Annotated in this window: 25 protein-coding genes; 3 read left to right on the forward strand and 22 right to left on the reverse strand. The window is 51.7% G+C overall.

Annotated features, from left to right (window positions below; genetic code table 11):
- Positions 1 to 9: 9 nt before the first annotated feature.
- Positions 10 to 912 carry a tRNA glutamyl-Q(34) synthetase GluQRS gene (gene gluQRS, locus IR141_RS01725; RefSeq protein WP_135034039.1) on the forward strand — a complete coding sequence of 301 codons (903 nt, stop codon included), beginning with the start codon at positions 10 to 12 and terminating at the stop codon, positions 910 to 912.
- Positions 913 to 1,508: 596 nt separating this feature from the next.
- On the opposite strand, the gene leuS is transcribed toward gluQRS, so the two are convergent.
- From leuS to IR141_RS01795, 14 genes are all read right to left on the reverse strand, one after another.
- Entirely contained in the window at positions 1,509 to 4,139 is a 2,631-nt protein-coding gene (gene leuS / locus IR141_RS01730) for a leucine--tRNA ligase (protein ID WP_135033973.1), read from the reverse strand.
- A gap of 164 nt (positions 4,140 to 4,303) precedes the next feature.
- Positions 4,304 to 4,792 carry a dihydrofolate reductase gene (locus IR141_RS01735; protein ID WP_135033974.1) on the reverse strand — a complete coding sequence of 163 codons (489 nt, stop codon included), beginning with the start codon at positions 4,790 to 4,792 and terminating at the stop codon, positions 4,304 to 4,306.
- A 394-nt stretch (positions 4,793 to 5,186) separates the two neighbouring features.
- Entirely contained in the window at positions 5,187 to 6,308 is a 1,122-nt protein-coding gene (gene dnaJ / locus IR141_RS01740) for a molecular chaperone DnaJ (RefSeq protein ID WP_135033975.1), read from the reverse strand.
- Positions 6,309 to 6,449: 141 nt separating this feature from the next.
- Positions 6,450 to 6,875 carry a F0F1 ATP synthase subunit epsilon gene (locus IR141_RS01745; protein ID WP_135033976.1) on the reverse strand — a complete coding sequence of 142 codons (426 nt, stop codon included), beginning with the start codon at positions 6,873 to 6,875 and terminating at the stop codon, positions 6,450 to 6,452.
- A 10-nt stretch (positions 6,876 to 6,885) separates the two neighbouring features.
- Positions 6,886 to 8,283, reverse strand: coding sequence for a F0F1 ATP synthase subunit beta (gene atpD, locus IR141_RS01750; protein WP_135033977.1), 1,398 nt, complete (start codon positions 8,281 to 8,283; stop codon positions 6,886 to 6,888).
- Positions 8,284 to 8,319: 36 nt separating this feature from the next.
- Positions 8,320 to 9,195 carry a F0F1 ATP synthase subunit gamma gene (atpG, locus tag IR141_RS01755; RefSeq protein WP_135033978.1) on the reverse strand — a complete coding sequence of 292 codons (876 nt, stop codon included), beginning with the start codon at positions 9,193 to 9,195 and terminating at the stop codon, positions 8,320 to 8,322.
- A gap of 32 nt (positions 9,196 to 9,227) precedes the next feature.
- Positions 9,228 to 10,772 carry a F0F1 ATP synthase subunit alpha gene (gene atpA / locus IR141_RS01760; protein ID WP_135033979.1) on the reverse strand — a complete coding sequence of 515 codons (1,545 nt, stop codon included), beginning with the start codon at positions 10,770 to 10,772 and terminating at the stop codon, positions 9,228 to 9,230.
- A 10-nt stretch (positions 10,773 to 10,782) separates the two neighbouring features.
- Positions 10,783 to 11,316 (reverse strand): F0F1 ATP synthase subunit delta, encoded by a 534-nt coding sequence (locus IR141_RS01765; RefSeq protein WP_135033980.1) that lies wholly within the window; start codon positions 11,314 to 11,316, stop codon positions 10,783 to 10,785.
- Positions 11,317 to 11,320: 4 nt separating this feature from the next.
- A complete protein-coding gene (locus IR141_RS01770; RefSeq protein ID WP_135033981.1) occupies positions 11,321 to 11,791 on the reverse strand; it encodes a F0F1 ATP synthase subunit B in 471 nt (156 codons plus the stop codon).
- A gap of 73 nt (positions 11,792 to 11,864) precedes the next feature.
- Complete coding sequence (gene atpE / locus IR141_RS01775; RefSeq protein WP_004284425.1) at positions 11,865 to 12,098, reverse strand: F0F1 ATP synthase subunit C; 234 nt, start codon at positions 12,096 to 12,098, stop codon at positions 11,865 to 11,867.
- 88 nt (positions 12,099 to 12,186) lie between these two features.
- Positions 12,187 to 13,056 (reverse strand): F0F1 ATP synthase subunit A, encoded by an 870-nt coding sequence (atpB, locus tag IR141_RS01780; protein ID WP_135033982.1) that lies wholly within the window; start codon positions 13,054 to 13,056, stop codon positions 12,187 to 12,189.
- Positions 13,046 to 13,399, reverse strand: a complete 354-nt coding sequence (locus IR141_RS01785; RefSeq protein ID WP_135033983.1) for an ATP synthase subunit I — start codon at positions 13,397 to 13,399, stop codon at positions 13,046 to 13,048. The genes atpB and IR141_RS01785 overlap by 11 nt, the downstream gene beginning before the upstream one ends.
- Before the next feature lie 1,020 nt (positions 13,400 to 14,419).
- The gene (locus IR141_RS01790; RefSeq protein WP_135033984.1) at positions 14,420 to 15,280 is read right to left on the reverse strand and encodes a ParB/RepB/Spo0J family partition protein; all 861 of its coding nucleotides are present in this window, start codon (positions 15,278 to 15,280) and stop codon (positions 14,420 to 14,422) included.
- A gap of 469 nt (positions 15,281 to 15,749) precedes the next feature.
- The gene (locus IR141_RS01795; RefSeq protein ID WP_135033985.1) at positions 15,750 to 16,196 is read right to left on the reverse strand and encodes a hypothetical protein; all 447 of its coding nucleotides are present in this window, start codon (positions 16,194 to 16,196) and stop codon (positions 15,750 to 15,752) included.
- A gap of 124 nt (positions 16,197 to 16,320) precedes the next feature.
- Between IR141_RS01795 and IR141_RS01800 the strand changes: the two genes are divergently transcribed.
- A complete protein-coding gene (locus IR141_RS01800; protein ID WP_135033986.1) occupies positions 16,321 to 16,767 on the forward strand; it encodes a MarR family winged helix-turn-helix transcriptional regulator in 447 nt (148 codons plus the stop codon).
- Between the two features lie 64 nt (positions 16,768 to 16,831).
- Positions 16,832 to 17,035, forward strand: coding sequence for a hypothetical protein (locus IR141_RS01805; RefSeq protein ID WP_194198360.1), 204 nt, complete (start codon positions 16,832 to 16,834; stop codon positions 17,033 to 17,035).
- On the opposite strand, the gene IR141_RS01810 is transcribed toward IR141_RS01805, so the two are convergent.
- The 8 genes from IR141_RS01810 to IR141_RS01845 all read right to left on the reverse strand — a co-directional run bounded on the left by IR141_RS01810 (position 17,032) and on the right by IR141_RS01845 (position 23,646).
- On the reverse strand, positions 17,032 to 17,445 hold the full coding sequence (locus IR141_RS01810) for a hypothetical protein (protein WP_135033987.1): 414 nt from the start codon (positions 17,443 to 17,445) through the stop codon (positions 17,032 to 17,034). The genes IR141_RS01805 and IR141_RS01810 overlap by 4 nt on opposite strands.
- Before the next feature lie 91 nt (positions 17,446 to 17,536).
- A complete protein-coding gene (gene proB / locus IR141_RS01815) occupies positions 17,537 to 18,661 on the reverse strand; it encodes a glutamate 5-kinase (RefSeq protein WP_135033988.1) in 1,125 nt (374 codons plus the stop codon).
- Between the two features lie 158 nt (positions 18,662 to 18,819).
- Positions 18,820 to 19,119: a DUF2818 family protein gene (locus IR141_RS01820; RefSeq protein ID WP_135033989.1), complete on the reverse strand. Its 300-nt coding sequence runs from the start codon at positions 19,117 to 19,119 to the stop codon at positions 18,820 to 18,822.
- A gap of 388 nt (positions 19,120 to 19,507) precedes the next feature.
- A complete protein-coding gene (nuoN, locus tag IR141_RS01825) occupies positions 19,508 to 20,950 on the reverse strand; it encodes an NADH-quinone oxidoreductase subunit NuoN (protein ID WP_135033990.1) in 1,443 nt (480 codons plus the stop codon).
- Positions 20,951 to 20,959: 9 nt separating this feature from the next.
- Positions 20,960 to 22,459, reverse strand: a complete 1,500-nt coding sequence (locus tag IR141_RS01830) for an NADH-quinone oxidoreductase subunit M (RefSeq protein ID WP_135033991.1) — start codon at positions 22,457 to 22,459, stop codon at positions 20,960 to 20,962.
- 193 nt (positions 22,460 to 22,652) lie between these two features.
- The gene (locus IR141_RS13300) at positions 22,653 to 22,895 is read right to left on the reverse strand and encodes an OST-HTH/LOTUS domain-containing protein (protein ID WP_228068121.1); all 243 of its coding nucleotides are present in this window, start codon (positions 22,893 to 22,895) and stop codon (positions 22,653 to 22,655) included.
- A 228-nt stretch (positions 22,896 to 23,123) separates the two neighbouring features.
- Complete coding sequence (locus IR141_RS01840) at positions 23,124 to 23,315, reverse strand: hypothetical protein (RefSeq protein ID WP_228068122.1); 192 nt, start codon at positions 23,313 to 23,315, stop codon at positions 23,124 to 23,126.
- On the reverse strand, positions 23,308 to 23,646 hold the full coding sequence (locus tag IR141_RS01845) for an AbrB/MazE/SpoVT family DNA-binding domain-containing protein (RefSeq protein ID WP_228068123.1): 339 nt from the start codon (positions 23,644 to 23,646) through the stop codon (positions 23,308 to 23,310). The genes IR141_RS01840 and IR141_RS01845 overlap by 8 nt, the downstream gene beginning before the upstream one ends.
- Positions 23,647 to 23,711 lie beyond the last annotated feature (65 nt).

Consider the following 23,711-nt stretch of genomic DNA (forward strand, 5'->3'; position numbering starts at 1 on the left):
ACCCACTACATCGGACGCTTCGCCCCCAGCCCCACCGGCCTGCTGCACATCGGCTCGCTGCTCACCGCTCTGGCCTCCTACGCCGATGCCAAAGCACACGGCGGGCGCTGGCTGGTGCGCATCGAAGATCTCGATCCGCCGCGCGAAATGGCCGGCGCGGCAAGCCATATTCTGCGCACGCTCGAAACCTTCGGTTTCGAGTGGGACGGCGAAGTGGTGTATCAGAGCCGCCGCCACGCGCTTTACCGCGAAGCCTTAGGCCGTCTGAAAGCGGCCGGCTTGGCCTACCCCTGCTATTGCAGCCGCAAAAGCTGGCAGAATAACGCGGCAGCAGGGGTGGACGGTTTCGTGTATAACGGCAGATGCGGCCGCGCAGGCTTCAGGCCGTCTGAAAACGATTCGGCAAAAAACCCGGCGTGGCGGCTGCGGGTGCCCGATGAAACCATTGTTTTTCATGATGCCGTGGTCGGCCGCTGCGCCCAAAACCCCGCCCGCGACATCGGCGATTTCGTGCTGCTGCGTGCAGACGGCTGCTGGGCCTACCAGCTGGCGGTGGTTGCCGATGATGCCGAACAGGGCATCACCCATATTGTGCGCGGGCAGGATTTGCTGGTTTCCACACCCCGCCAAATTTGGCTGCAACGCTGCTTGGGATACCCCGTCCCGCACTATGCCCACCTGCCGCTGCTGACCAACCGCCACGGCCAGAAATGGTCGAAACAAACCCTTGCCCCCGCGCTCGATCGGGCGCAACGCCTACCCCTGCTGCGGCAGGTGATGGGCTATCTGAACCTGCCCCCCGCGCCCGATACGCAAAGGCCGTCTGAATTATTGGCCTGGGCAGTGGAACATTGGAATCTGGCCGAAGTGGGCAAAACAGCGGTGTGTACGGAAAATGATAATCCCGCTTAATCTTCGTTGCGGCCTTGCCGCGTCCTGCCCGAAGAAGCCGTGGCTGAAACAGTCCGAGCCGGCCGTCTGAAAGGCAGCCGGACGGTTTTTCAGACGGCCGAATTCAAACGGTCGAATGTAGAACAGCAATATCCGTTGTAAAAAGACGGTGCAGCCCAACCCGGCCTCAGCCCGAAAGGGCGGTTTCGCAAACCGCTGGAGCCGCAGCAGAACCGGTTGTGCGCCGGCACGGCCTGCGGCGTGCTGCACGGCTCCGAAGATGTGTATGCACTGCCGCTATTCCCCAAAAAACCTGCGCCGGCAACGGCAGCCGCGCCCGCACAACGGCGGGGCGGCAACCGGTATGGTGCAACAGAATAAAAAGCCTGAAACCCGGCTCGAAAAAAGCCGTGGCTGAAACAGCCCGAGCCGGCCGTCTGAAAGGGCAGCTGTGGTTTTTCAGACGGCCGGTTGTGAAGCAGCAACGGCCGTGATTGAAAATCGGGAGTTGTGATGGTTGGAGATAGCCGGTATCTGCACGGTTATTTTTGCCGCATCCATGCAGAAGGCCGTCTGAAACAACCGTTCAGACGGCCTTTGTCGGCTTCGGGCAAAGGTCAAACCACGATATTCACCAGGCGTTTGGGTACGACAATGATTTTTTTCGCCGGCTTGCCTTCCATAAATTTTACTGCACCCTCGGCAGCCAGCGCGGCGGCTTCAATGTCGCTGCCTGGCGCATCGGCGGCAACGGTGATTTTGCCGCGCAGCTTGCCGTTTACCTGCACCATCATTTCAATTTCCTCCTTCTCCAGCGCGGCAGCATCTGCCTGCGGCCAGCCCGCCGCCCATAAGGTTTCAGACGGCCTCAGCCCGCTCCACAGGGCTTCGCAGATATGCGGCACAATCGGCCACAGCAGGCGCACAACGGCTTCGAGCACTTCCTGCGCCACGGCGCGGCCTTGTTCGCCCGAGGTATCGGTTTTATCGAATTGGTTGAGCAGTTCCATCACGGCGGCGATGGCGGTGTTGAACTGCAGGCGGCGCTCGTAATCATCGCTCACTTTGGCAATGGTGCTGTGCAGCTTATGGCGCAGGTCTTTCAATTCTTTGCTTAAAGCGTCTTGGCTGCCGCTGAATGCCGCCGCTGTGCCGCCGCTGTTTGTAAACTCATACACGGTGCGCCACAGGCGGCGCAGGAAGCGGTGTGCACCTTCCACGCCGGCATCGCTCCATTCGAGCGATTGTTCGGGCGGGCTGGCAAACATCATAAACAGGCGGGCGGTGTCGGCGCCGTAGGCTTCGATGATTTGCTGCGGATCCACGCCGTTGTTTTTCGATTTCGACATTTTTTCCACGCCGCCGATGGTAACGGGCAGGCCGTCTGCACGCAAAACGGCGGCAGTGGGGCGGCCTTTTTCATCGGTTTGCACATCGACTTCGGCGGGGTTGAACCATTGCTTTTTGCCGCCTTCCGGCTCGCGGTAATAAGTGGCCTGCAGCACCATGCCCTGCGTGAGCAGGCTTTGGAACGGCTCTTTCACGTTTACCATGCCTTCTTCGTGCATCAGCTTGGTGAAGAAGCGGGCGTAGAGCAGGTGCAGAATGGCGTGTTCGATGCCGCCGATGTATTGGTCGGCCTGCTGCCAGTAGGCCTGCGCTTGGGGCGCCACCATGCCGTCTGAAAATCGGGGCGACATATAGCGGAACTGATACCAGCTCGATTCCATAAAGGTGTCCATGGTGTCGGTTTCGCGGCGTGCCGGGCTGCCGCAGCAGGGGCAGACGGTTTGGTAAAATTCGGGCATCTTCGCCAGCGGCGAACCGGTGCCGTCCGGCACCACGTTTTCAGGCAGCACCACGGGCAAATCCTGCTCGGGCACGGGCACATCGCCGCAGTTTTCGCAGTGGATAATCGGAATCGGGCAGCCCCAGTAGCGTTGGCGCGATACGCCCCAATCGCGCAGGCGGTATTGTGTTTTCGGCTCGCCCGCGTTCAGGCTTTGCAGTTTTTCGCCGATGGTGTCGAAGGCCGTCTGAAAGTCCAGCCCGTCAAACCCGCCGCTGTTGATTAAACGGGTATTTTCTTTGCTGCCATACCATGGCTGCCACTGTTGCGGGTCGAATACGCTGCCTTCCTGCTCAATCACCTGTTTGACGGGCAGGCCGTATTTGCCGGCAAACTCGAAATCGCGCTCGTCGTGTGCAGGCACCGCCATCACCGCGCCGTCGCCGTAACCCCACAGCACATAGTTGGCCACCCACACTTCCAAACGCCCGCCGTTGAGCGGGTTTACCACATAGCGGCCGGTGGGCAGGCCTTTTTTCTCCATCACCGCCATATCGGCTTCGGCCACGCTGCCGGCCTTGCATTCGGCAATAAAGGCCTGCAATTCGGGGTTGCCGGCAGCCGCAACGGTTGCCAGCGGGTGCTCGGCGGCCACGGCCACATAGGTGGCGCCCATCAGCGTGTCGGGGCGGGTGGTGTACACCTGCAAAAACTCGGCATCGCTGCCGCTCAGGCCGGCTTTGCTGTCTTCTGCCACAGCAAAGCGCACCTGCATGCCGCGCGATTTGCCAATCCAGTTGCGCTGCATGGTTTTCACCTGCTCTGGCCAGTCCAAACCTTCCAAGTCGTTCAAGAGTTGCTCGGCGTAATCGGTGATTTTGAAGTAATACATCGGGATTTCGCGCTTTTCCACCAGCGCGCCGGAGCGCCAGCCGCGACCGTCAATCACTTGCTCGTTGGCCAATACCGTTTGATCGACCGGATCCCAGTTGACCGTGCCGTTTTTGCGGTAAACCACGCCTTTTTTAAACAGTTTGGTGAAGAATAATTGCTCCCAGCGGTAGTATTCGGGGGAGCAGGTGGCCAGCTCGCGCGCCCAGTCGATCGCGAAACCGAGGCTTTTGAGCTGGTTGCGCATATAGGCGATGTTTTCATACGTCCACTTGGCAGGCGCAACTTCGCGGTCGATGGCGGCGTTTTCGGCCGGCATACCGAATGCGTCCCAGCCCATCGGCTGCAATACGTTGAATCCGTTTAAGAATTTAAAACGGCTGCGCACATCGCCGATGGTGTAGTTGCGCACATGCCCCATATGCAGCTTGCCGCTGGGATAGGGAAACATAGAAAGGCAGTAGTATTTGGGTTTGGAGGTGTTTTCGGCCACGTTGAAAATATGGGCTTCATCCCACTTGGCTTGCGCCGCCGGCTCAACGGCAGACGGTTGGTAGTGTTCTTGCATGATGATGGCTTCGATATTACGTTTGAAGAGAGTTTTAAAGAGAATAAAGATAAGGAGAAATTATAACAGCTTGGCTGTGAAACTTTGCGGAAATGTATGGTACAGGCCGTCTGAAAGGCGGGCGCTGCTTTCTTCAGACGGCCCGGGTGTGCGAAAACGCCGGATTATTCCGAGCGCACATAATGTACAAATGCATAATTTATGCCGTTTGCCGCCGTATGTGTTTCACGGCTTTTTTCCTGCCACCGGCTGCTGCTGATTTTGGGGAAAAACGCATCACCCGCCACTTTCAAACCCACTTCGGTGATACGCAAATCGGTGGCCGCCGGCATAGCTTCGGTATAAATCTGTGCGCCGCCCATGATGATGATTTCGGCATCTGCGGCGCACGCCGACAATGCGGTTTGCAGGCCGGGCATGGTTTGCGCGCCCTCTGCCTGATAATCCGCACGGCGGGTAATCACGATATTGCGGCGGCCCGGCAGCGGTTTTTTCGGCAGCGACTCCCATGTTTTCCGCCCCATAACCACGGGTTTGCCTGTGGTATAACTGCGGAAAAAAGCAAAATCTTCAGGCAGATGCCACGGCATGGTGTTGTCGATACCGATGCAGCCGTTTTCCGCACAAGCGGCAATCAGGGTAATTTTCTGCATAAAATTCTTTCCAATCTTGACTTTATTTAAATTTATCAGCATTCATGGCTGCCTGCTTTCAAACCATAACGGCATCAGCCTGCCCGAGTCGGACTATCGTGAGTCCGCTTGATTTGCGGTGCCGGCCGGCCACAAACACTACAGATAATACGGGGCCTTTTCCATTGCCGCCTGGGCGGGGCGGGGCAAGCCTCTCTTCTTTGAACCGGGCGCAGCCACACTGCAGTGCAAATGAGGAACCCGGCAATATCTGCGGCCTGCCGCCTTAAACTGTTTTGAAACCGGATTCACTACCGCTCTGCCGGATTTTGTTTTTGATAAATTTTCAGACGGCCCGAATACGCATCAAGGCCGTCTGAAAATTGAGAGCGATACTGCAAAGCCTATCTTGTTATTAATCGAAAATATCGCGCACTTTGTCAAAAAACGATTTTTGTCTCGGGGTTTGCGAACGCTCCATACCGGTGGAAATTTTTTCAAATTCTTCCAACAACTCTTTCTGGCGTTCCGTTAAATTAACCGGCGTTTCCACCACAACATGACAATACAAATCCCCTACTGCGCTGGAACGCAACGACTTGATACCTTTGCCTTTTACACGCATACGGCGGCCGGTTTGGGTTTCTTTGGGGATATTCAGCTTCACTTTGCCCTCCAGTGTCGGCACTTCAACCTCGCCGCCCAATGCAGCAATGGCAAAACTGATCGGCATTTCGCAATGCAGATCCAAGCCGTTGCGCTCGAATGTTTTGTGTTCTTTAACGTGTACCACAACATACAAATCACCGCTCGGCGCGCCGTGCACACCCGGCTCGCCCTCGCCGCTCAAACGGATACGTTGGCCGTTGTCTATGCCTGCCGGAATATTGACTTCAACGGTTTTGCTGGCTTTCACCCTGCCTTCGCCGCGGCATTTCACGCACGGGTCTTTGATTTCTTTACCCGTTCCGTGGCAGGTCGGGCAGGTTTGCTGCATCTGGAAAATGGCCTGCCGCACATGAATAATGCCGCTGCCGCGGCAGGTGGAGCAGGTGCCGGCCGATGTGCCCGGCTTCGCGCCGCTACCGTGACACACATCGCATTCTTCGTAAGTGGGGATGGTAATACGCTTTTTAATACCTTTGGCGGCCTCTTCCAGCGTGATTTCTACTGCATATTGCAAATCGGCACCCTGATAGTTCTGCTGGCGGCTGCCTCCTGCCCCGCCGCCGAACATTTGGCTGAAAATATCGCCGAAATCAAAACCCTGTGCCCCGCCGAAGCCGCCAAAACCGCCGCCGCCCATATTGGGGTCTACCCCGGCATGGCCGAATTGGTCGTAAGAAGCCCGCTTTTGTTTGTCGGCCAAAATATCATAGGCTTTCTGCACTTCTTTAAACTTTTCTTCGGCCCCTGCATCGCCCGGGTTACGGTCGGGATGGTATTTCATGGCAAGTTTTCGATAGGCTTTTTTAATTTCATCGTCACTTGCACTGCGGGCTACGCCCAGTATTTCATAAAAATCTTTATTGCTCATGATGAATATTCGGTAATGGTATAAAAATCGGCTTTTAAAATAAGGGCAGAAAATCGAAACTCAAGAGAAAGCCGGCATTTCGGCTGCGGTATATAAAAAGCACAGCCTGAAGCTGTGCTTTTCGGATTTGCCGTAAACCTGTTATTTATTTTTTTGAGACCGAAGATAATCTAAGGTTTTGAGCTGTGCAATGGCAGCCGCCAAGGCTGCTTGCGCTTTAGCCAGAGATTCATCATCCTGAGCTTGGGAGATGCGCGCTTCAGCAGCTTTTTTAGCTTCTTCGGCCCGCGCCTGATCCATCTCTTCACTGCGCACGACCACATCGGCCAATACAGTCAGTTTGTCGGGCTGAACCTCCAGCAGGCCGCCTGAAACAGCCACCAAAAATTCCTCAGACTCACCCGGCACGGTCAAACGCAGAACTCCTGGGCGAACCAAACTCATAATCGGCTCGTGTCGCGGATAAATACCGAGTTCACCTGTCAGGGTCGGCACAACCACAAAGCTGGCCTCGCCTGAAAAAATATGCTCCTCGTTACTTACCACTTCAACTTGCATGATGTTCATGCCGACCTCCTTAGTTTAGGGCTTTCGCTTTCTCTACGGCCTCTTCTATGCCTCCCACCATATAGAAAGCCTGCTCGGGCAAGTGGTCGTATTCACCGCTCAGAATAGCCTTAAAGCCGGCAATGGTATCCCGCAGGGAAACATATTTACCGGGAGAACCCGTAAACACCTCTGCCACATGGAAAGGCTGCGACAGGAAGCGTTGGATTTTACGCGCACGCATCACGGTCAGTTTGTCTTCTTCAGACAATTCATCCATACCTAAAATGGCGATAATATCGCGTAATTCTTTGTATTTTTGCAGGGTCGACTGCACGCCGCGTGCCACATCATAGTGCTCCTGACCCAAAACCATCGGATCAAGCTGTCGCGAAGTGGAATCCAGCGGATCTACTGCAGGGTAAATACCCAAAGAAGCGATATCACGGCTCAATACCACGGTTGCATCCAAGTGGGCGAAAGTGGTTGCCGGAGACGGGTCGGTCAAGTCATCTGCAGGTACATATACGGCTTGGATGGAAGTAATCGAACCGGTTTGTGTGGAAGTGATGCGCTCTTGCAGACGACCCATTTCTTCTGCCAATGTCGGCTGGTAGCCTACTGCCGAAGGCATACGGCCTAACAATGCGGATACTTCCGTACCGGCCAAAGTGTAACGATAAATATTGTCTACGAAAAACAATACATCGCGGCCTTTACCGTTTTCGTCTTTTTCATCGCGGAAATATTCGGCCATGGTCAAACCGGTCAGGGCTACACGCAAGCGGTTGCCCGGGGGCTCGTTCATTTGACCGTAAACCATCGCCACTTTATCCAATACGTTGGAATCTTTCATTTCATGATAGAAGTCGTTGCCTTCGCGGGTACGCTCGCCCACACCGGCAAACACAGACAAACCGCTGTGTGCCTTGGCAATATTATTAATCAATTCCATCATGTTTACGGTTTTTCCTACGCCCGCGCCGCCAAACAAGCCCACTTTGCCGCCTTTTGCAAACGGACACAGCAAGTCGATTACTTTGATGCCGGTTTCAAGCAGTTCGGTCGCGCTTGACAGCTCGTCAAACTTCGGAGCCACTTGGTGAATGGAACGCTTTTCGGCGGCTTCTACCGGACCTGCTTCATCAACAGGATTGCCGAGTACATCCATAATGCGGCCCAATGTGGCTTTACCTACAGGTACTGCAATAGGCGAACCGGTATTGTTTACAGCCATACCGCGTTTGAGGCCGTCTGAACTGCCCATGGCGATGGTACGCACCACACCATCCCCCAGAAGCTGTTGAACTTCCAAAGTCAAATCGGTATCGACCAATTTGAGGGCATCGTAAACGCGCGGGATAGCTTCGCGGGGAAATTCCACATCAACTACCGCACCGATAATTTGTACGATTTTGCCTTGGCTCATTATCGTATCCTATTTTAAATGCACGGCACCGCAGCCTCAAACAGCCGCAGCACCTGCAACAATTTCTGACAACTCTGTGGTAATCGCGGCTTGGCGGGATTTGTTATACACCAAACGCAACTCTTTAATGGCGTTACCGGCATTATCGGTGGCAGCTTTCATCGCCACCATACGCGCTGCTTGTTCCGATGCCATATTGTCACTCAACGCTTGATAAACCACAGACTCCAAATAGCGGCGAACCAGATATTCCAAAACAGCAACCGGACTGGGTTCATAACGGTAATCCCAGTTAAAATCACTGTTTTCGCTGACACTTTCAATTGTGTTTTGACCGATGGGCAATAAAGTTTCAATACGCGGCTCTTGACGCATTGTATTCACAAAACCCGAATACACCAAATGAACGGCATCCAGCTGCTTTTTGCCGTAACGTTGGAAAATCTCGGTTAATGCACCCAGCAATTTTTCCATACGGGGTGTGTCCCCTAGATTGATGACACTGGCAATCACATTCAAACCGATGCGCTGGCAAGCCGCCAAACCTTTACTGCCTAAACAGACCACATCAACTTCAATACCCTGTTGTTGGTACTCTTGAACTTGCGCCAAAAACTTTTTCAACACGTTGGCATTTAACCCCCCACACAAGCCTTTATCGGTGGTGATCAAAATGAAACCTGCATGTTTTACTTCTTTATGCGGTTCCAAAAACCTGATACCGTGATCCGAATGGGTTTGTGCCAAATGGCTCATTACCAAACGCACTTTTTCAGCGTACGGACGCGCCAAGCGCATCCGTTCTTGAGTCTTCCGCATTTTAGAGGTTGACACCATCTGCATCGCCTTAGTGATCTTTTGGGTATTCTGAACACTGCGAATTTTGGTGAGAATCTCTTTTCCTACTGCCATTTCAGACTCCTTTCATCTTTCTTTGGGAATGCTTACGCGTAACTGTAAGAAGATTTAAAGGATTTCATCGCCTGAGTCAGCACCTGTTCATTTTCATCAGACATGGCACCCGAGTGGTTAATAGCATCTAAAACATCGGGATGCTGGGTTCTCACATAGCTCAAAAAGTCCACTTCGAAAGCCAATGCTTTAGAAACAGGGACATCTGAGTAGGAACCGTTGTTAATCGCCCACAGAGTCAAAGCCATTTCGGCAGTATTAAGGGTGCTGAATTGTTTCTGTTTCATCAATTCAGTTACCACCTCACCGTGTTGCAGTTGTTTGCGGGTTGCCTCATCCAAATCAGAAGCAAACTGTGAGAATGCCGCCAATTCACGGTACTGAGCCAACGCCAAACGAATACCGCCACCCAGTTTCTTAATGACTTTGGTTTGTGCAGCACCGCCTACCCGTGATACAGAAATACCTGCGTTAATTGCAGGACGGATACCTGAGTTGAACAAATCGGTTTCCAAGAAGATTTGGCCGTCTGTAATGGAAATAACATTGGTCGGAACAAATGCAGATACATCCCCTGCCTGAGTTTCAATAATCGGTAACGCAGTTAATGAACCGGTTTTACCTTTTACCTCTCCATCGGTCAGGCGTTCGACTTCATCGGCATTTATACGGGCTGCACGCTCCAGCAATCGGCTGTGCAGGTAGAATACATCGCCCGGATAAGCTTCACGGCCGGGAGGGCGGCGCAACAGCAGAGAGATCTGACGATAGGCAACTGCCTGTTTAGACAAATCGTCATATACAATCAGCGCATCTTCACCACGGTCGCGGAAAAACTCACCCATCGTGCAACCGGCATACGGCGCAATAAATTGCAATGCCGCCGCTTCTGATGCAGTGGCTGCAACAACAATCGTGTGTTCCAGCGCACCATATTCTTCCAATTTTCGTACTACATTGGCAATGGAAGACGCTTTTTGACCCACTGCAACATAAATACAGATAACGCCTGTGCCTTTTTGATTAACGATAGCATCTAACGCAACGGCTGTTTTACCGGTTTGACGGTCACCAATAATCAATTCGCGCTGACCCCTGCCAATAGGTACCATTGAGTCAATGGATTTCAAACCTGTTTGCATGGGCTGGTCTACCGATTGGCGTGCAATTACACCGGGCGCAATTTTTTCAATCGGAGCGGTTAACGCTGTATTAATCGGACCTTTGCCATCAATGGGTTGGCCCAACGCATTCACAACACGGCCTACCAACTCACGACCGATAGGCACCTCCAAAATACGACCGGTGCATTTAACTTCATCACCTTCTTTAATATGCCCATATTCACCCAACACCACAGCACCAACGGAGTCGCGCTCCAAGTTCATTGCCAAGCCGAAAGTGTTATCGGGAAACTCAAGCATTTCACCTTGCATAACGTCCGATAAGCCGTGAATGCGGACAATACCATCGGTTACGGAAATAACGGTTCCGCGGGTGCGGATCTCTGCGTTTACCGATAGATTTTCGATTTTGGCTTTAATCAAATCGCTAATTTCAGCAGGATTAAGCTGCATGAAAACTCTCCTAATTTGTCATAGCCGCATACAAGGCATTTAATTTACCTTGCAACGACAAATCCAGTACTTGGTCACCAATTTCCACTTTGACTCCGCCAATCAACTCAGGATCCACTTCGGTAATTGTTTTTAAATTAATACCGAAACGTTTTTGCAAGTCGGCTGTCAAATCTTCCAACTGGGCATTATTCAGCGGGTAAGCGCTATAAATAACAGCCTGTTTGGTGTGATTCAGTGCCAAGGTTAAGTCTTGAAATTGTGCATAAACTTCAGGGAGAATCTGTAAGCGCTTTTGTTCGGCAAGCACCGATACAAAATTTTTCAGATTGGGGTTGCTCAAACCTACCAAATCAACCAGCATTTCCACTTTCTCGGAAGCACTTTTGCCAGATTGTCCGATAAATGCCGCAACTTTTTCCTGTTGCACAACAGATGCCAATGCTTTCAGCCCGCCCAACCAAGACTCTATTTGGTTATTCTCTTTAGCCAAACCAAACAATGCTTTTGTATAAGGTCTAGCAATTGTTGCGAACTCAGCCATAAGATTACAGCTCCTGTTTCAGGGCACCGAGCATTTGTGCGTGCTTGTCTGCATTAACTTCGCTACGCAAAATGGATTCGGCACCTTTAACGGCCAATGCAGCAACCTGCTCGCGCAAAACTTCGCGTGCACGGTTGGCTTCCTGCTCCACATCAGCCTTTGCCTGAGCTGCAATACGGGCAGCTTCGTGAGCAGCCTGCTCCTTGGCTTCTTCTACGATTTTGGCTGCACGTTTTTCGGCGTTGGCCACTATTTCGGCAACCTGGCTACGCCCATCGGCCAAGAGTTCTGCAACTTTCTTTTCTGCCTGCTCAAAATCGCTTTTACCACGCTCGGCAGCCGCCAAGCCCTCGGCAATTTTGTCGGCGCGCTCGTCTAACGCTTTTGCGATTGGCGGCCACACAAATTTCATGGTAAACCATACCAAACCGAAAAAGACGATTAGCTGCGCGAATAAGGTTGCATTGATATTCACTTTACTTAACCTTCGTATTAGGGTTAATCAAACAAACGGGGGTCATCTGCATAAAAGCAGTTTGCCGTTAGGATTAGCCTGCAAACGGGTTAACGAAAGCAAACAGCAAGGCAATGGCCACACCGATCAAGAATGCAGCATCAATCAAACCGGCAATCAGGAACAACTTGGTTTGCAGCGGGCCGATCAACTCAGGCTGGCGTGCAGAAGATTCCAAATATTTAGAGCCCACCATGGCGATGCCGATGGATGCACCCAACGCACCCAAAGCAACAATCAGACCACATGCAATAGCAATCAAACCCATTTTAAAACTCCTTAATAAAAACAAAGGTTAAAAACCACGTTGAAAAACTACTTATTTACTTGCTTAAAAAGCAACAAGCTATTTCGAATCAGTGTGCGTCATGCGCCTGGCCGATATACACAAAAGCCAAAGCCATAAAGATAAACGCTTGAAGAGTAATAACCAAAATATGGAAAATAGCCCATACCATACCGGCGAGTATATGAAATACGAACATAACCGGATCCATCACGCCGATGCTGCCCGCCGACACAGCCCAAGCACCACCCAGCAGCGCAATCAGCAGAAACACCAGTTCGCCTGCATACATATTGCCGAACAACCGCATACCGTGCGATACAGTTTTAGACAAAAATTCCACGATATTCAAAATAAAGTTGGCAGGAGCCAGCCACGGGCCGAAAGGGGCAGTAAACATTTCGTGCATCCAACCGCCAAAACCCTTGATTTTGATATTGTAATAAAGGCAAATCAGCAACACGCCAACAGCCAACGCCAAAGTCGTGTTCAAATCCGCAGTAGGCACAACGCGCAACAGAGCATGATGTTCTCCAGTTGCCATCTGCCAGCCCAGGGGCAGTAAATCTACCGGCAACAAATCCATCGCATTCATCAGGAAAATCCACACAAACAGCGTCAACCCCAACGGGGCTACAAATTTGCGTGATTGCTCGTTGTGGACGATGCTTTTACACATATCGTCTACAAACTCGAAAAGTATTTCTACAGCCGCCTGAAAACGTCCGGGAACACCGGCGGTTGCCTTTCGGGCACCGCGCCACAGAAAAAAGCTGCCAACCGCCCCCAACACCACGGCAAAGAATATTGCATCCAAGTTGACAAATGAAAAATCGGCGATATTTTTCAGACCTTGCCCCTGGGTTACATCCTGCAGGCTTGTCAAGCTCTGTAAGTGGTGCTTGATGTAGTCTGCAGCAGTCATTGATTCACCTGCCATAATTTCCAACTCTCAATAATGCTAAAAAAACCAAATGGCTGACCACAAACAATCCCGCAATAAAAGGCAGGAATTGCAGCGTTTCATGCCAAATTGTAAAAACAATCAGCATCAACACCAAAGCCAGCATTACTTTTAAACCTTCTCCCAGCAGGAATATCTTACCCGCCCATTGCGGATACAGCCTGAAAATTTTTAGAAGTAATACCGCAACTGCCGAGGGCAGCAAATAACTCAACCCGCCAGCCAAAGCAGACCAAAAGCCGCCACTGCCGCCGATAAGGGCGCACAACACGGCAACCGCTGCCAACGCCGACAATTGCGCATACACAATCTGATTCATATTGAGGTTGAGCCAAAGGCAGATTAAGCCAAGCTACTATAATCAAGATGTGTTTAAGCGTCAAGACAATTGCCAACCTTGATGAATCAAATATCCGACTCGGTTTTGCTTTTATTGCCGCATCTCTCCGCGCACCACCGCAAAGCCACTACATAATACTACAGCACAGCAAAAATTAAACAGCGCAATCTCTGCTGATTTCTGCATAATCTGCTTCTTTTTCCTGTTTTCATAAGTGGTTTATACCCAAGCAAAGGCCGTCTGAAAAAATAAACCACCCTCCCCGATTGCAACGGTCTGTCGGCCGGCTTCAAATGACCGAACCCTTATAGCAAACGGGGTTCGGCTTTTCCACTCCAACATAATACCTATCTTGATACCTATCTTGGCTGCAACGGCCGATCCACGCTGAAATCAGCACAGCATTGCCCTTGGCTCAAAAACAACCATTTTGAAGCGGCACCATACATACTTTCAACCGTCTGCAGCCTTGCCGCACAACCAGGGCAACCCATCTCAGCCCTCCGCTCCGAACCTGCCTTGTAGGCACCATTGCCCCCCAACCCGTCTGTGTAACCATAAAAAACCATATCCCACATAAAAACTATCTCATAAGCAGGGTGAACTACCCGGCTTATTGGCTTATTTTTAGATGCCGTTCATTGTTTGAAACGGCTGCTCTGCTCGGGTTAAATTCAGCCTGTATTTTGTGGGCACCACACTGTTACGCCAAGGCCGTCTGAAATTTTCAGACGGCCTTAAACCTTAGCACCACACAAAAAACATCCCCCCGCATTGCCCTGCTGCTGCCCGGGTTAAATCCGGCGCAGGCAGACAAAACCGCCACGCCCATCAACATCAACTCTGCCGCCTTGCCGCGCGCCTGCCACCTGCACCGCTATGCCCGGTTCGGGCCGGGTTGAAACCGCCATAAAAAGTTTATAGCGTGGATAAAGATATCCGGTTGGGCAAAGGCCGTCTGAAAATTTCAGACGGCCTTTCGAATACTCAGATTGCTTTTTAAGCGTTATATTCCACACCCAGCTGTTGCAACAGGTTTTCCAGCGTTTCAGGGGTATCGAAATACAACACGATTTTGCCTTTTTTCTGGTTTCGGGTCTGCACTTCGGCATTCACGCCCAATTTATCGGTAATCGCATCATTCAAACGGCGGATATCGGGATTGATTTTTTTGACGGTTTCTGTTTTTTTACCCTGGTGCAGCAGTTGGCTGCGGCGTTCGACTTCGCGCACCGACCAGCCGTTTTTCACAGCCTTCTGCGCCAGCAACAGTTGCTCCACCACCGGCAAGGTCAGCAAAGCGCGGGCGTGGCCCATTTCCAAACGGCGCTGATAAAGCATATCCTGCACCGGCTCGGGCAATGCCAACAGACGCAGGCTGTTGGAAATGGCGCTGCGGCTTTTGCCCACGGCTTTGGCGATGGTTTCGTGCGTTAAACTGAATTCATCGGCCAGGCGTTTCAATCCGCGCGCTTCTTCGATAGGATTAAGGTTTTCGCGTTGCAGGTTTTCAATCAGACCCATCGCCAAGGCGGCTTCATCGCTGATGCTTTTCACCACCACGGGGATTTCCGTCAGGCCGGCCAGCCGACTGGCACGCCAGCGGCGCTCACCGGCAATCAGCTCGTATTGCGACAGGCCGCGCTCGCGCACGATAACGGGCTGGATAACGCCTTGCGCTTTGATGGATTCAGCAAGCTCGTGCAGGGCTTCATCGTCTATCTGCACACGCGGCTGGTAACGGCCGGGCTGGATATCGGTCACCGCTACCGTGGTCAGGCGCTCGTTGCTGCCGTCATCGATATTGTTGGAAATCAGTGAATCTAAGCCGCGGCCTAAGCCGCCTTTGGGTTTTGCCATGTGGGTGGCTCCTTTTTTCAGACGGCCTTAATTGTATCGGATATTGTGTTAGGGCGCACAGGCAGGGAAACTTGCGGGGCTTCCTGCCCGCATTCGGGGCGAAGTTGGAAAATTCGCTGCTGCCATATGGTTTTCACGGTTATCTGGAAAACCATATGCGATATTTGCCTGAATGGTGTAGATATTAAGATTGCCGCAGAGTTTGGAAAGGAAACGTTGTTATCGGTGCAGAATCTCCGCCGGATCTGAAAACAGTTTCACGGCAGCCGGGCGGCGCGGATAAAATGGTGCGCCGTTTCAGGAGAATGGGAAAACAGTTTATGCTAAAAATCAGCCGGAGACAAACCATGCAGATCCTGAATTTGCATGATCTCGGCGTGCATATCTGGGCGGCAATACGGTAGAAATCATTGTCGAAAAGCATCTGCCCAAACAAACAGAACACGCGCTAAGCATAGATGAAAAAATATTATTTCTTCGGACGACGGATGGCCCTGCCATCACGCATGCTTAAAGCCATTAAAGTGAAATTTACCGCGCCTGCCAATAACTCTATCGCCTGTACGGTATAAAATATTGTGTCAAACCGGCCGGCAGCGGCACGCATATTCAGAAATAAGGCGCACGGTATCAATATCAACAATCCGTTTGCGGCGATAACTGGCATTCGTTTACGTTTGGCTGCAATTCTGGCATGTTTGCTTTTGCCGCCCATTTTCATGCCCGTTGCCCCGGTTGCCGCCATGCTTATCACGAGTAAAATCATGCCATAGGCGATGCTTTGTTTTAACAAAGCAACTGCGTGATGCGGTAAAAACAGTTCGCTGATAACGGTACTGCTCCAAAATGCGGCGATTAGTGCCGTGGCTGTGCAGACGGCAGTGAAATGAATGGCACGCAGAATATTTCTGTTCATGGTGTATATTCCTATCAGGCTGACTTAATAGTAAGCTATAGTTTAAATATAGCAGACTATAAAAAACAACAGCAAGCTATATTTCAAGAAGATTTAATATTGATTTGTTTTTAAAGGTAAATAAATGGAAGCAGAACAATCCGCAGGGTATCTTATCAATCATCTTGCCCGCCAATTTGCCATTTTGCTGAGCGAACGGTTAAAGCCTTTAGACTTGGCACCCGCACAATTTCCCATTTTGCTGCATTTATGGAAACAAGACGGCTTAAGCCAGCACGAGTTGGTTGAAAAAGCCGAGCTGCGCCAAGCAACGATTGCCAATACTTTGGCACGCATGGAAAGAGACAATTTGATTGTGCGTGTCGCCCATCCAAATGATGCGCGTGTCCGTCTGATCAAATTAACAGAGAAATCCAAAACTTTAGAACAAGCAGCAACCGAAATTGCGCAAACCATCAATCAGCAGGCTTTATCCGTATTAGATGAAAACGAACGGCAGCAATTTCTCTTGATGATGCAAAAAATTATCGCGCAACAAAAAAAGATGATGGGAAACCATTCTGAACGCTGAGCCGCGTATCCGGCACCGGTGGCCGGCCTGTTTACCGCCATCGGTTGGTGCTTTACCCCTCAGAATGCTGCCCATCTCTCAAGAATGCGGAGAGTCGGCAGCACACGGCAGAGCCCGCCCTATGCGCCATCGGTTTGCCGAACCTGCCCAACCTTATCCGCACATGATGATCCCCGCAACAGAGATGTGGGTTGCCAAAACTGAAACGGCGTTACAGAGCAGCCCTAACGGCATTCAGACGGCCTTAAGCCCCGGCTGTTTCGGCTAGTGAACCTTGAACGGCAGAAACGATAAATCCACAACACAGGCTTTGTCGTTCAACCCATCCGCCTTCACCCTAACGCTTCTGCCTAAATAAAGTTTGAGATTCTGAGCCATCGGCGGGCCGGCAAATGTTTGGATGTTGCCATGATGCGGGTTTGCCGCAACAACGATGATTTCATATTGGTCGATATAGCCGCCGTTTCCCGTTTTACGGCTCCGTTTCCACGTCTCCCAAACTGCTGCCTGAATCGCCACTCCGTTTTCCACAGCCCTGCTTCCCCGATATTTCGGCAATAAAATCAAGAAAACAGGCCGCACGGCAACAGCGTTATCAGCCGCCCCACACACAGAAACAATCAGCGCGGCACCGGCAACACACCCGCTATGATTAATATGGTGAATCTGCCCCTGCACAGAAATGTCCGGGAGCAGATTTTTCAGATTGGAACCGGCACCAGCAAAAGTTTGGTTTCAGACGGCCTGTATGCCGGCCTATCTGCCCGATTCAGCGGTGCAACGCCATATTGTCGCGGTGTATCAGCTCTTCTTCGTTGATATAACCCAGTTTGGCGGCAATCTGCTCAGACGGCGTTTTCAGGATTTTGCCGATTTCAGCACTGCCGTAATTCACCAAACCACGGGCAATCTCCCTGCCTTCGGCATTCAACACGGCTACCAATTCTCCACGGTGAAAACAGCCCTTAACCTGCACACAGCCCACCGGCAGCAGGCTGCGGTGGTTACGAACCAGTGCGGCCTCTGCGCCGCTGTCTATTTCCAGGCTGCCTGCCGTCTGCACATGGCCGAGCAGCCACTGTTTGCGGGCGGCCACCCGGCTGTGGCTGCTGGTAAACAGCGTACCCAGGCTTTCGCCGCCGTGCAGGCGCAGCAGCACGTCCGGTTCGCGCCCCGACACCACTACGGTGGCCGCACCGCTCAGCGCGGCACGCTTGGCCGCCAACACTTTCGTATACATACCGCCGGTGCCGACACCGCTGCCTACGCCGCCCGCCATGCTTTCCAAATCAGGGTGATCGGCGGCAATGCGGCTGATAAACCGCGCCTGCAGATTTTTGCGCGGGTCGCTGTCATACAGGCCTTGCTGGTCGGTGAGGATAACCAGGGCATCGGCATCGACCAGATTCGTCACCAGCGCGCCCAGCGTATCGTTGTCGCCGAGTTTGATTTCATCAGTGGTAACGGTGTCGTTTTCATTGATAATCGGCACGATGCCTTTTTCGAGCAGGGTCAGCAGGGTGCTTCGGGCATTGAGATAACGGGTGCGGTTGCTCAAATCTTCGTGGGTGAGCAGAATCTGGGCGGTGTGTATGTTATGCGGGCAGAACGCGGATTCGTATGCCTGCGCGATGCCCATCTGCCCCACTGCGGCAGCGGCCTGCAGCTCGTTGAGCGCTTTCGGCCGCCCCGGCCAGCCCAACCGCTTGATGCCTTCGGCAATGGCGCCGCTGGATACCAACACCACTTTTACGCCGCTTTGTTTCAAAGCCGCAATCTGTGCAGCCCACAGGTTGAGTGCGGCCTGGTCTATGCCGCGGCCTTCGGCGGTAACGAGGCTGGAGCCGACCTTCACTACCACTAATCCGGCTTGGGATAAGTTTTCGATCTGCATAAGGGTTTCTTTCAACGGTGTTTCAGACGGCCGCTTGTCTGGCCGTCTGAAAAGCATAACGGATAAAATCACTTCGACACAAGGCAGCAAACCTCAGACAGTACAACCAGTAGCAGCAACGCCGTAGCGGAGTCAGTTTATCCACTATAAAGTTGCGGTTATTCGCGGTTGCGGCCGTGCCAGAAATACCGCCGCACAAAGGCGGGAAAGGCAAAAATAAGATACAGGCAGACCGCCACGGCATAAAATTCCCAACCCTGCGGATGCACACTGCCCGCCCGCGATTCGAGCAGATACGCCAAACCGGCGGTGATGCCGAAACCGGTAAACAATTCGAGCAGATGATGGCCGAAATGCTTATGCTTGAGCGCAAAAATCCCAAGCAGGCGCGGGGTGAGAAACGGAGCGTTGGCAAAAATAAACGCCAGCAGCAGCAGAATATACATAGATACGGTCATACGGAAACCTTGTGTTGGTTCAGACGGCCTGAGAAGCCTTTGCAAAAATCAAAAAAACATCACCAAAAGTTTCTTTTTCACCATCCCTCGCAGGCGGGAACCCGGTCTTCTAACATTAACCCATGTTTGATTTCGGTGATGTATAAAAATAGCGCCGGTTTCCCGCCTGCGCGGAAATAATATAACGGCGGTGAGTATTTCAGACGGCCTAAACCGATGTTGCAACAGTCCCGTCCTTTATTCTTTGGCTTTGATTAACAGCAGCGCGCAACCCGGCAATATCCTGCCGCCCTTAAGGCCGTCTGAAAAATTTTCGACCCGGCCGCCATATTAGCAAAAACGGCAACACCCGTGGGGTTGCCGTTTGACTTGCAAAAAGCTGCAAGGCTTACAGGGTGTTTTCCAACGCTTTCAAACACCAATCCATCACGCTTTGCGGCATCACGCCCCAAACCAGCAGCAACGCGGCGTTAACCGATAAAAACACTTTCGCTGCCGCATTGCCGCCGACCGGCCGCTCACCGGCAGCAGAGTCGAAATACATCACTTTCACCACACGCAGGTAGTAAAACGCGCCAATCAGGCTCATCACCACGGCAAACACCGACAGCCAGATATAGCCTTGCGACAACAACGCCTTAATCACGGCAAATTTGGCATAAAAACCCATCAGCGGCGGTATGCCGGCCATTGAAAACATTGCCAGCAGCATCAGAAAGGCATACCAGGCATTGCGCTGGTTCAAACCGGCCAAATCGTTGATTTCTTCGCATTCTACGGCTTCGTCAGACAACAGCATCAACACGCCGAAACCCACCAGCCCCATCACCACATAAGCAATGGCGTAATACAGGCCGGCGGTAAAACCCACCGCGCCCGCCATAAACGCCAGCAGGATAAAACCCATATGGGAAATGGTGGAGTAGGCAAACATACGTTTGATATTGGTCTGCATAATTGCCGCCAGATTGCCGACCAACAGCGAGGCCACGGCAAGAATGGCCAGCATCTGCGTCCAATCGTGGTGAACCGTTCCCAAGCCTGTAACCAAAATCCTGAACGCAAACACCACGGCGGCGATTTTCGGCACACTGCCCACCAAAGCGGCCACCGAAGTGGGCGCACCCTGATACACATCGGGCACCCACATATGAAACGGCACTGCACCCAGCTTGAACGCCACCGCCACCACAATAAATACTACGCCGAGTTTCAGCAGCCATTCCTGCGCCTGACCATCGTAGGCCGTTGCCAGCACGGTGGCAAACTCCAGCGAGCCGGTGGCACCATACACCATAGAAATGCCATAGAGCAGCAGACCGGAAGCCAGCGCGCCCAACACGAAATACTTCAATGCGGCCTCGGCGGCTTTGGCCGAATCGCGGCGCAGGGCAATCATGGCATAAAGCGACAGCGACAGCAGCTCCAAACCGATATAGGCGGTTAGGAAATGCCCCGCGCTCACCATCACGCTCATACCGATAAGGGCAAACAGCGACAAGGTGTAAAATTCACCTTTAAAAATGCCGCGCACCCGGTTATACGGCTTGCTGTACGCAAACAAAACAAACAAGCCGGCATACATCACCATTTTCGACAGGCGCGACATACCGTCTGCGATATACATACCGCCAAACGTATATACACTGTCGGGTGTCCACACCAGCCATTGCGTTGCCGCCACCACCGCCAAAGAAAGCAGGCTCAGAATATGGGTAACGAAACGGTTTTCGTCTTTCACCCATAAATCCGCCAACAACACTGCACACAACGCCGCAAGCAGCACGATTTCAGGCATGGCGGGGATTAAATTCAAATCGGTCCAGTTCATTCACACACCTCAAATCTTGCTTTGCGCCACTTGGCTGATTAAATCGTTGGCAGCCTGGTGGATAACTTCGATAAATGCTGCGGGATACAGACCCATGCCCAACACCGCCACCGCCAAAACCGCCAAAACCGCAAACTCGCGACAGTTGATGTCTTTCATCTCTTTCACTTCGGGATTGGTAATTTCACCGAAAATAACGCGCTTATACATCCATAAGGTATAAGAAGCACCGTAAATCAGCGTCAGCGCGGCCAGCGCGGCCACCCAGAAATTCACTTCCACCGCACCCATAATCACCATAAACTCGCCCACAAAACCCGAGGTTGCGGGCAAACCGGCATTGGCCATACCGAACAGCATCATAAAGGCGGCGAATTTCGGCATCACATTCACCACACCGCCGTAATCGGCGATATTGCGGCTGTGCAGACGGTCATACATCACGCCGATGCACATAAACATTGCGGCAGAAACAAAACCGTGCGAAATCATTTGGATAACTGCACCTTTCAACGCCCAATCGTTCAGACGGCCGTCAACAAACAAGAACATACCCAAAGTAACGAAACCCATATGGCTGATAGAAGAATACGCCACCAGTTTTTTCATATCGGTCTGAACCAATGCCACCATGCCGATATAAATCACCGCAATCAGGCTCAACACCACAATTGCAGGCGCGAAATAACGCGATGCATCAGGCAGAATCGGCAGAATAAAGCGCAAAAAGCCGTAGGCACCCACTTTCAGCGTAATCGCAGCCAGCACCATCGAGCCGCCTGTCGGCGCTTCAACGTGGGCATCGGGCAGCCAGGTATGCACCGGCCACATCGGCACTTTCACCGCAAACGACAGGAAAAATGCGATAAACAGCAACTGCTGCACGCCCAGCGGAATCTGCTTCAGGTTTTGAAAATCCGCAATCGAAAAGCTGCCGCCGGCCTGATAAGACAGATAAACCAAGCCCACCAGCATCAACAGCGACCCCATCAGCGTATAAAGAAACAACTTTACCGAAGCATACACGCGGCGCGGGCCGCCCCACATGCCGATAATCAGGTAGAGCGGAATCAGCATACCCTCAAAAAACACATAAAACAAAATCGCATCTTGGGCAGCAAACGCGCCGTTAATCAAGCCGCTCATGATCAGAAAAGCCGCCATATACTGCGCAGGGCGTTTCTGAACCACTTCCCATCCTGCCAGCACCACCATCAACGTGATAAAGGCGTTCAGAATGATGAACGGCACCGAAATACCGTCCACACCCAGCGCATAATGGATATTCAGCAGGGGAATCCATTGATGGAACTCGGCAAACTGGTAGCCGCCGCTCAAACGGTCAAACTGCACAAACAGCGGCAGCGTGACCAAAAAGCCTGCCAGCGAACCGATAAAGGCAAGAATGCGCGCCAACGGCGCACGGCGGTCTGAGCCTGTGGCCAGAACCAGCACGCCGGCAATCATCGGCACCCATATTGCCAAGCTGAGTAGATGGTTGGAAAACATGGTTTTTTCCTGTGGGTTTGTAAATCAAAAGTTGTTATATTGTTGGAGGTTTCAGATAGCCTTAATGCCGTCTGAAACAGTCTTTTCATCAAAGTTTTCTGTTTTCAAGCTGCCTGAAACCGTTTCAGACGGCCTCTTGACAGTTTATTTCCAATATATTTATTTTAAGCTATCGGGTTTAGACTTATCACGCTTATTTTTCACATAAAGTTGCGAATACCCCCATCGGAAGTTTGGTTTCAAAAATATCAATTGCTCTAACTAAGTCTCCAAGTTTGGAGTACCCATAATTTTTACTGTCAAATGAGGATTGGTTTCTGATAATCTGCCCAACCCGATTTAATGGGGCCCAACCCTCATGATCACGACAATGTGCAATTGCATCACACAATAAATTCATCAATGCAGTATCACACTTCAACTCCGTACCCGTCATCTTGCGCTATCTAAAAATAAAAATCTGCTGCACGCTTCCACCAATGATTTTGGTGTCTTCTGCTCCCCGAAGCCTATGACCTGTCTGCTTTTTTCATAAATTAATAAATTACTTAATTATTCCGTTTTTTGAATTTTTCTTTTCTAAACAACCTCGATTTACCTCTATTTTTCAAACTACTTTAAGGTTCCTTCTGAAATATTTTTCAGTATTTACCAACCTATACTGTTACTTCAGCAACCGGGTTTTCATAGCCGTTTCCTGCAATATTCTTGCAGCCTGTTTGTCGAAAGTAGCAAACTGATCCGCACCGAGCATAGCACCGCAGAATGCATTAACACCATCGGCGAAATTGCCGTTGTGCGCCATCACGGAGAAACCTGCTTCGATTTCGTTTTCCTGCGCCACCAACTTAGGCACGGACGAGACGAAATCGCGCAACAGCGCCAAGATGCACGTTGGTATCAATGACAAGCTTACGCTCCATACCCGCGCCCGCCACGGCGGCTTCGGCAACGGCCTGATTTATCTCTTCCACACTCAAATGTACGCCCGCCTCGTTTTTCAGACGGCCTGCGAATTCGCGGATACTTTTGGTTTGTGCAAGCTTGGCTTTGGCCCTAATCCGTAACTCACCGTTTGGCAGTTTGTACACTTCCATTTCGTCGCCCGCACTGATGCCCAAATGGTGAAGAAATTCCTGCTTGAAAGTTACTTGGCTTTTGCTGTTCAGCCGTAAGGTGGTTGCCATGTCGTTACTCCTTTGAGAATCTATTGGTAAGGTTTAGTTTGCCTTACCAAATAGACGGCAAACAA

Origin of the sequence: Neisseria sp. 19428wB4_WF04 (assembly GCF_015235335.1) — a bacterium.
In the GTDB taxonomy this organism is placed as follows: Bacteria; Pseudomonadota; Gammaproteobacteria; order Burkholderiales; family Neisseriaceae; genus Neisseria; species Neisseria musculi.

Bases quoted from the DNA above. Each gene is read 5' to 3' on its own strand.
- leuS (WP_135033973.1), bottom strand. From the start codon at position 4,139: ATGCAAGAACACTACCAACCGTCTGCCGTTGAGCCGGCGGCGCAAGCC.
- IR141_RS01735 (WP_135033974.1), bottom strand. From the start codon at position 4,792: ATGCAGAAAATTACCCTGATTGCCGCTTGTGCGGAAAACGGCTGCATC.
- dnaJ (WP_135033975.1), bottom strand. From the start codon at position 6,308: ATGAGCAATAAAGATTTTTATGAAATACTGGGCGTAGCCCGCAGTGCA.
- IR141_RS01745 (WP_135033976.1), bottom strand. From the start codon at position 6,875: ATGAACATCATGCAAGTTGAAGTGGTAAGTAACGAGGAGCATATTTTT.
- atpD (WP_135033977.1), bottom strand. From the start codon at position 8,283: ATGAGCCAAGGCAAAATCGTACAAATTATCGGTGCGGTAGTTGATGTG.
- atpG (WP_135033978.1), bottom strand. From the start codon at position 9,195: ATGGCAGTAGGAAAAGAGATTCTCACCAAAATTCGCAGTGTTCAGAAT.
- atpA (WP_135033979.1), bottom strand. From the start codon at position 10,772: ATGCAGCTTAATCCTGCTGAAATTAGCGATTTGATTAAAGCCAAAATC.
- IR141_RS01765 (WP_135033980.1), bottom strand. From the start codon at position 11,316: ATGGCTGAGTTCGCAACAATTGCTAGACCTTATACAAAAGCATTGTTT.
- atpE (WP_004284425.1), bottom strand. From the start codon at position 12,098: ATGGGTTTGATTGCTATTGCATGTGGTCTGATTGTTGCTTTGGGTGCG.
- atpB (WP_135033982.1), bottom strand. From the start codon at position 13,056: ATGGCAGGTGAATCAATGACTGCTGCAGACTACATCAAGCACCACTTA.
- IR141_RS01785 (WP_135033983.1), bottom strand. From the start codon at position 13,399: ATGAATCAGATTGTGTATGCGCAATTGTCGGCGTTGGCAGCGGTTGCC.
- IR141_RS01790 (WP_135033984.1), bottom strand. From the start codon at position 15,280: ATGGCAAAACCCAAAGGCGGCTTAGGCCGCGGCTTAGATTCACTGATT.
- IR141_RS01795 (WP_135033985.1), bottom strand. From the start codon at position 16,196: ATGAACAGAAATATTCTGCGTGCCATTCATTTCACTGCCGTCTGCACA.
- IR141_RS01800 (WP_135033986.1), top strand. From the start codon at position 16,321: ATGGAAGCAGAACAATCCGCAGGGTATCTTATCAATCATCTTGCCCGC.
- IR141_RS01805 (WP_194198360.1), top strand. From the start codon at position 16,832: ATGCTGCCCATCTCTCAAGAATGCGGAGAGTCGGCAGCACACGGCAGA.
- proB (WP_135033988.1), bottom strand. From the start codon at position 18,661: ATGCAGATCGAAAACTTATCCCAAGCCGGATTAGTGGTAGTGAAGGTC.
- IR141_RS01820 (WP_135033989.1), bottom strand. From the start codon at position 19,119: ATGACCGTATCTATGTATATTCTGCTGCTGCTGGCGTTTATTTTTGCC.
- nuoN (WP_135033990.1), bottom strand. From the start codon at position 20,950: ATGAACTGGACCGATTTGAATTTAATCCCCGCCATGCCTGAAATCGTG.
- IR141_RS01830 (WP_135033991.1), bottom strand. From the start codon at position 22,459: ATGTTTTCCAACCATCTACTCAGCTTGGCAATATGGGTGCCGATGATT.
- IR141_RS13300 (WP_228068121.1), bottom strand. From the start codon at position 22,895: ATGACGGGTACGGAGTTGAAGTGTGATACTGCATTGATGAATTTATTG.
- IR141_RS01845 (WP_228068123.1), bottom strand. From the start codon at position 23,646: ATGGCAACCACCTTACGGCTGAACAGCAAAAGCCAAGTAACTTTCAAG.